Raw genomic sequence first — 5,469 nt, forward strand, 5'->3', positions numbered from 1 at the left:
GCGGTGAAGTTGATTTGATTTTGTCGCATGTGGTTCTGTTCTTTATTTATGCTTTGGCTGGCTTCGTTAGCAGTTCGGCTTCAAGTTTCTACTCAATCCGCTCTGCTAATGAAGCTTGGTTGCGATACGTCCAAGCCACGCTTGGAGAGTGCACCAAGTCGATGCAATATGCCAGCGAGAATAATAAAAGATCTGTAACGCAGTGGTTAAGTGGCGAGGCCAGCGCCACACTAGCGTACGCATGCAACTTTTACATTGGCCTAATTTCCACCACGCTCAATATTGGACTGTCGCTGATTGTGTTCTATATCTCGACCGGCTGGGAGTTAAGCTTAGCAATGGCTGCATCACTAGGGGTTTCCATCGTTCTTGTGAGCATTCTTCGTCGAAGGATAGAAGATACCTCGGGAACTATGCAGGCCCGAAAGCTACAAGCGCTCTTAGCAATTGAGCTCACTTGGAATTCTGCTATTTTCGGCAGCAGGACAATGCGAAGTAAAGGGTTTGCAAATCTGCACGGCAAAACCAAGGCGTATTTTACTCAATCGAATCAGTACGCCGCCTTAGAACAGGTAATAGCATGTGCCCCTATAATAATTTCAACTTCGGCAGTCATAGGTCTTTTGCATTATTCAGCGATATTCAGTGTCGCGCTTGCAGGGACGTTAGTGGCTCTACTCCCAAGGACGCTGCAGTTGCTAGGTAATGTTCATTCCATCAGTCTTTACATGAGTCAGTTTTATTTCATTCGAACCAAGCTTCGCAATCTAAAAAATTTCCAACACCAGTTGGAGGCTCACGTTAACATGGATGTGGCAAATTTTGAGTGCGTGTCGATCTATGACAGTATTGCTCGAAAGCCCATATCGCCTGGTGAGCTAGTTAAACAAATCCAAAGCGGCATCATCACCAGAGGTCGCTATAAAGTCACTGGGGGCAACGGAGCGGGGAAATCAACACTACTTAAAGTCTTGAAGGGGGCTATGAGCGACTCGTTACTCATGACCCCTGAAACACGCTTTCTAGACTTAGAGGTAAGTCTATCGACGGGCCAGACGAGGCAGAAGGAACTTGAGGCATTGATGATGAATCCTCCACCAATGCTAATGCTTGATGAGTGGGATGCTAACTTGGACGAGGTTAATTTCAATTGCATCGACCAGAAGCTGTTGAAGCTTTCAGATAAAATTCTGGTAATAGAGGTTAGGCACTCGCGCAATCGCGACAACGATCAGGAGGAGAAACGAGTTGCGATTTTGAAATCCGAAGGATGAAAACTCCCTGAGAGACAGCAAGCGGAGCACGCTGGCGTGACGGATGAAAGCCCGAACCCATTTGGCCAGCTCCTCGACGGCGGCGCGTAACGCACCCTGGTTATGGCTAAGGCGTTCGAACACTTCAGCAGCTGTCCGTAGCTCTTTCATGATTAGCGTGTCCTGGTGAGGTTGGCAGCAGACCTTGTGTCACGGTTTTTCTCAACGCCGGTTGCCGATGCCTCGATACGTGATGTCGTTTTAACATTTATACTCCGCTGCTCAAGGCGTACGAATTTCTGTACGCCGATGCAAAAAAGGCAGCGCTTACCGCATGAACTCCGCAGAGCAAGAGACCGGCCTAGGAGTATGTATCCTAGAAAAGCTCGTGAATAAGCCCAAAATCTACGAATCTGGGGATCCGACTGTCTTCGTGCCGATTGGTCGCTATTCGACCTCTCCGGGATGGTGTTTCCTCCCATGGAAGGGCATCGAAGGTGATTACAGATGGGGGTTCAAGGCCCGTACAGAAGTTGGTGATTACCTCTCGGTGCTCATTGGGTTGCAGGCAGCGTTCCTGAATGATGAGAAAGAGGTCTTTTGGGTCATAAAGAATGGAAGGAGAGCACGGGAAGCCCAACGTAGGGCTCGTTGGCGGGATGGGGCCGCAAGACCAAATCTGTTGAAACCTTGGGGATGGCTCGAAGTCCATTTCGAGAAGCTCGACACCCTTGGTCAGGATCATTTCAAAGGAGCCGTGTTGGATCTAACAGGGGCGGGCTTTGAGGGTTGTGAGAACTTTACCGTTCGTCCGACTCGAGCTAGGAATTTTCAAAGCTTTTTCAGCCTGGCTACTACCGCGCTATGGGGTAATCGCTGCGCCATCACGGGGTCCGCGTTAGCCTTAGAGGCAGCCCATCTCAAACCAGTGGCAATCTGCGAGGATGATGATCCAGCCTTGAGTGATCCTTATAACGGAATCGTTCTGACTGCGTCGCTGCACCGATTGTTGGATGGCGGCTTTTTTGGCTTCGATCCTAAGGGCAATGTGGTAGTCGATCCCAAACTCAGCAAGAAAGAGCGAGAGATCCATCAGTTGGTCGCCGCACACAAGGTCGATTTTAAACCGGAAGCTGAGAAATACCTGCAGTACCGTACCGTGCGTACAATGGTCGGATCCAAGCGCTGAGCAGTTTCGGTAGATGAGTTGGCTCTAATCAAAAAGCCGTCGCTACCTACACCTCTAGGTCAGCCGAAAAGCTCTATGCGTAGAGCTTTGCAGTCGCCCACCGATGAGCATCCACATAGGCATGTTTAACCCTGACGAGGCGAAATACGCCAACGGCGTGCTGGTCGAGCTGCCATATCCAACGGACGACACGCGTTGCTGACAAAGGCTGCGCAGGAGGGGGTAGAGAGGGTTAACCTGGAGGGCTACCGCTACAGCAAGGCTGAATCCCTCTGCTCGACCTCAGCCAGCGGAATGATATCACCGGTGACCTGTTCGCGGCTGCTCAATCCGTGGCCAGCGAGAAACTGATGAGCGTCCTTGATGCGGTTAATCGGAAGTGGGGTATGGTTACCAAGCCAAAGCCGTTGGTAGTGCTGGTAGTTTCGGTAAAATGTCGTCTTATTTTGGTCGTGAACACTACTTGTGATGGGTGTTATCCACCTTAAGGCAGTGTCCACGGCCCAGGATAGACCACTTCCAAGAAGTTGATCTATATACCTGGTATGCTGCGGGCGGTGCTCAATTTTTTTCAGTTGAATCCATCCATGTGCCATAGTTAAAGATCAAAATTGTGAGGATCGAAGCTAGCATTTTTTTATGGCCTTCCTCCATGTCGTCGAAGTTTCTCTGGCCATAATTGAGCGCTGCTATAACTCTTCCGCTAGCGGCATGGACTAGCTCTGTGTGATTTATTGTGTGGGCCAGTGACGCTTGCTGTAACACAAACTCATAATCAGCGCCTATCCAAAATCTTCCCTCTTTCCTGATTTTGCTTCCTTTTGAGATAAGGTATTCGGCGAGCCGATCTTCATTGTCATGGTATTTCAATGGTGGGGTAGTGGTTGCTAGAATATCTATAAGTTCAATCAGTTTTTCAGAAAGATGGCCTTTCTCTACTACGTATCCTGTAGGGCTACGGAGTAACTCCCATGACTGATCTAAGTGAGACAGAGGTCGCAAGACCAGCTCATCTAGTGAATGACAAAGGTGGAAGAAATTTTTAACGTCAAGATTCATGCAAGGTGCTTCCTTGTTGTGCTCTGTTGTCTGTATCAACTATTAGAACTTCTATAGGATGGTTTTCTGATTATTGTTTTTAGTCATGGGGTGGCTCAGTTTCAGACTATCTCGGATGTATTCTATCAAAATTCTCTCCTGTAGGAATTGTCTCTTGGCAACCGGATACATCGCAGGGGCACTGGACTGTGGAATCTTGAGCCACGCTTAGTGGGAACTGTTTCTGATCCTTGCGGAAGAGGCCCAGAAATCACATCCACGCTCGAACGGTAGCTCGGAGTGGTTTGACTGATAGGTTGATTTCGTGTCGAGTACAAATGTGCTCTTTGGTTTTGCGGCCATTTATTAGACCAAGCCCTAGACAGGATGCTGATGGCCGAGAACTTTGCTTCGTGCGACCGAGTCCGCTTCCACAAAAAAGGAAAATCCTGTAGTCCCCACAGTGTTTTGGTTGTCTGTGATGTATCAGTCTATGAGTTCAGCGCTACGCATCCAACGACAACAGATGGTCGCTAATTCGTAGTCAAAGGTCAGCTCTGGCGCTGTAGCAATCCCCCCCTGTCTGATGAGGAGCGTCAGCACCTCGTGCACGATCTGATGCAGGCACGACGAGCCGTGAAAGAAGCGAAGGCTTTGAATGATTCAGAGCAGCTTCGCAATGCACGATCAAAGGTTGACGCAGCTAAAGTGGCTCTGGATGAGAGAGGCCCTGTCTCGTGGAACGATGCTGCCCGGACTACAACCACGGGAAGGCAATCAATATGCCCTATGCTGACCGGTGGGTCTTCCTGCGCGACCTTCTCTCATTATGTAAGCACTTCTAAGTCCGAGCTATTTTCGGTCTCAGAGAGCCTTAGGCCAAGGTCGAGGGAGGCTAGCCAAGCCACGATATTATTACTTAGACACATCGCTATGTCAGGTGACGAAACATCTGTAGCTATCCCAGCCTAGGCTTTTAGTGCCAGCGCCTTGGACGGCCAATGAAACTTGTCCTGCACTATTAATCTTTGTAGGAGCAATGGCTCTAAATTGTAATGCACCCAGTGCAGTGCCGCCCATTAGGTCGGTGATAGTTTCGTCTTGAAATGCGAAGTGACCACTGTAGTCACCAGATTTATTTGAGCTTCGATATACGCCTAGAAGAACGCCATCACTCCTTAATATGGATTGTCGAGGGTCAACGATTTTGTTTCCATCAAACTTGTTTGGAATGTCAACGACTGCACCGTTTTGTATTAAAGTTCCTGGGGCCTCCCATGATGGCGCAGAATTGTTTCTTTCCATGCGTACATAGTCGCCATTGTCGTCGATTTCTACTATTATATGATCGCCGACATCAATGACGCCGCCGATTTTTAGACCACCGGAAATCAATAATGTCCGGAAATTTGTAGTAGGATCTGTAGATTTTCGAGCCGATAGCACAAAAAAATTTTCAGATGGGGAATGCCTGTTAACCATGTTTTGCACATACCCGGGAATGCTTAAGGGCTGGGAGATGCCAAGATGTAGGATGTATGTTGTAAGGAGTGTAGGCCCAGGAAATAAGTCAAGATGTGCAAGGATCTCCCCGCTGTCTAATATGCCGTAGAAGCTTACTTGGCGTATTCCTGTTGGTATTGGAATGTCGGTGAAGTCACCTGAGAATGTGTCAATTACAAATATTCTGTAACTTCCATCAGTCAATCGTGCGCAGCCCGCTAGCTTCCCGGAATTATTTAGTAATTTCATGGGCCAGAATACTTGAGAGGCAGGAGGTGTGTATTGAGGCTGGTAGAGGGTTGTTGTCCCGTTTCTATTTACCCAATATCCGAAGTAGTGCTCAAAAGATTTCGTTCGCTGACCGTACATGCCAGCCAATGATCCATCCGATGAGAGATTTACTGAGAACATAATGCGGTCGCCTTCAACGGGAGGGGCGTTGTGCGGCGGGGGTATCAACTCTAAGTGTGTTATTTTAATCATGAG

The 5,469-nt window shown here is 48.5% G+C and carries 4 protein-coding genes and 1 pseudogene; 3 read left to right on the top strand and 2 right to left on the bottom strand.

Features of this window, described 5'->3' with window-relative positions:
- A partial coding sequence (locus ACK59H_RS22555) for a hypothetical protein (RefSeq protein WP_409264946.1) occupies nucleotides 1-1,274 on the top strand: 1,274 nt, incomplete at its 5' end.
- A 367-nt stretch (nucleotides 1,275-1,641) separates the two neighbouring features.
- The gene (locus ACK59H_RS22560; RefSeq protein ID WP_230849739.1) at nucleotides 1,642-2,442 is read left to right on the top strand and encodes an HNH endonuclease signature motif containing protein; all 801 of its coding nucleotides are present in this window, start codon (nucleotides 1,642-1,644) and stop codon (nucleotides 2,440-2,442) included.
- 561 nt (nucleotides 2,443-3,003) lie between these two features.
- Here the strand turns inward: ACK59H_RS22560 and ACK59H_RS22565 are convergent.
- Nucleotides 3,004-3,501, bottom strand: coding sequence for a hypothetical protein (locus ACK59H_RS22565; protein WP_060477693.1), 498 nt, complete (start codon nucleotides 3,499-3,501; stop codon nucleotides 3,004-3,006).
- Between the two features lie 447 nt (nucleotides 3,502-3,948).
- On the opposite strand from ACK59H_RS22565, the pseudogene ACK59H_RS22570 reads away from it, so the two are divergent.
- Nucleotides 3,949-4,325 (top strand): annotated as a pseudogene (locus tag ACK59H_RS22570) (hypothetical protein).
- Between the two features lie 91 nt (nucleotides 4,326-4,416).
- Here the strand turns inward: ACK59H_RS22570 and ACK59H_RS22575 are convergent.
- On the bottom strand, nucleotides 4,417-5,469 hold a 1,053-nt coding region (locus ACK59H_RS22575), incomplete at its 5' end, for a hypothetical protein (protein ID WP_409264948.1).

The sequence above is a fragment of the Pseudomonas sp. KCJK9000 genome (assembly GCF_046230725.1).
Lineage (GTDB): Bacteria > Pseudomonadota > Gammaproteobacteria > Pseudomonadales > Pseudomonadaceae > Aquipseudomonas > Aquipseudomonas promysalinigenes.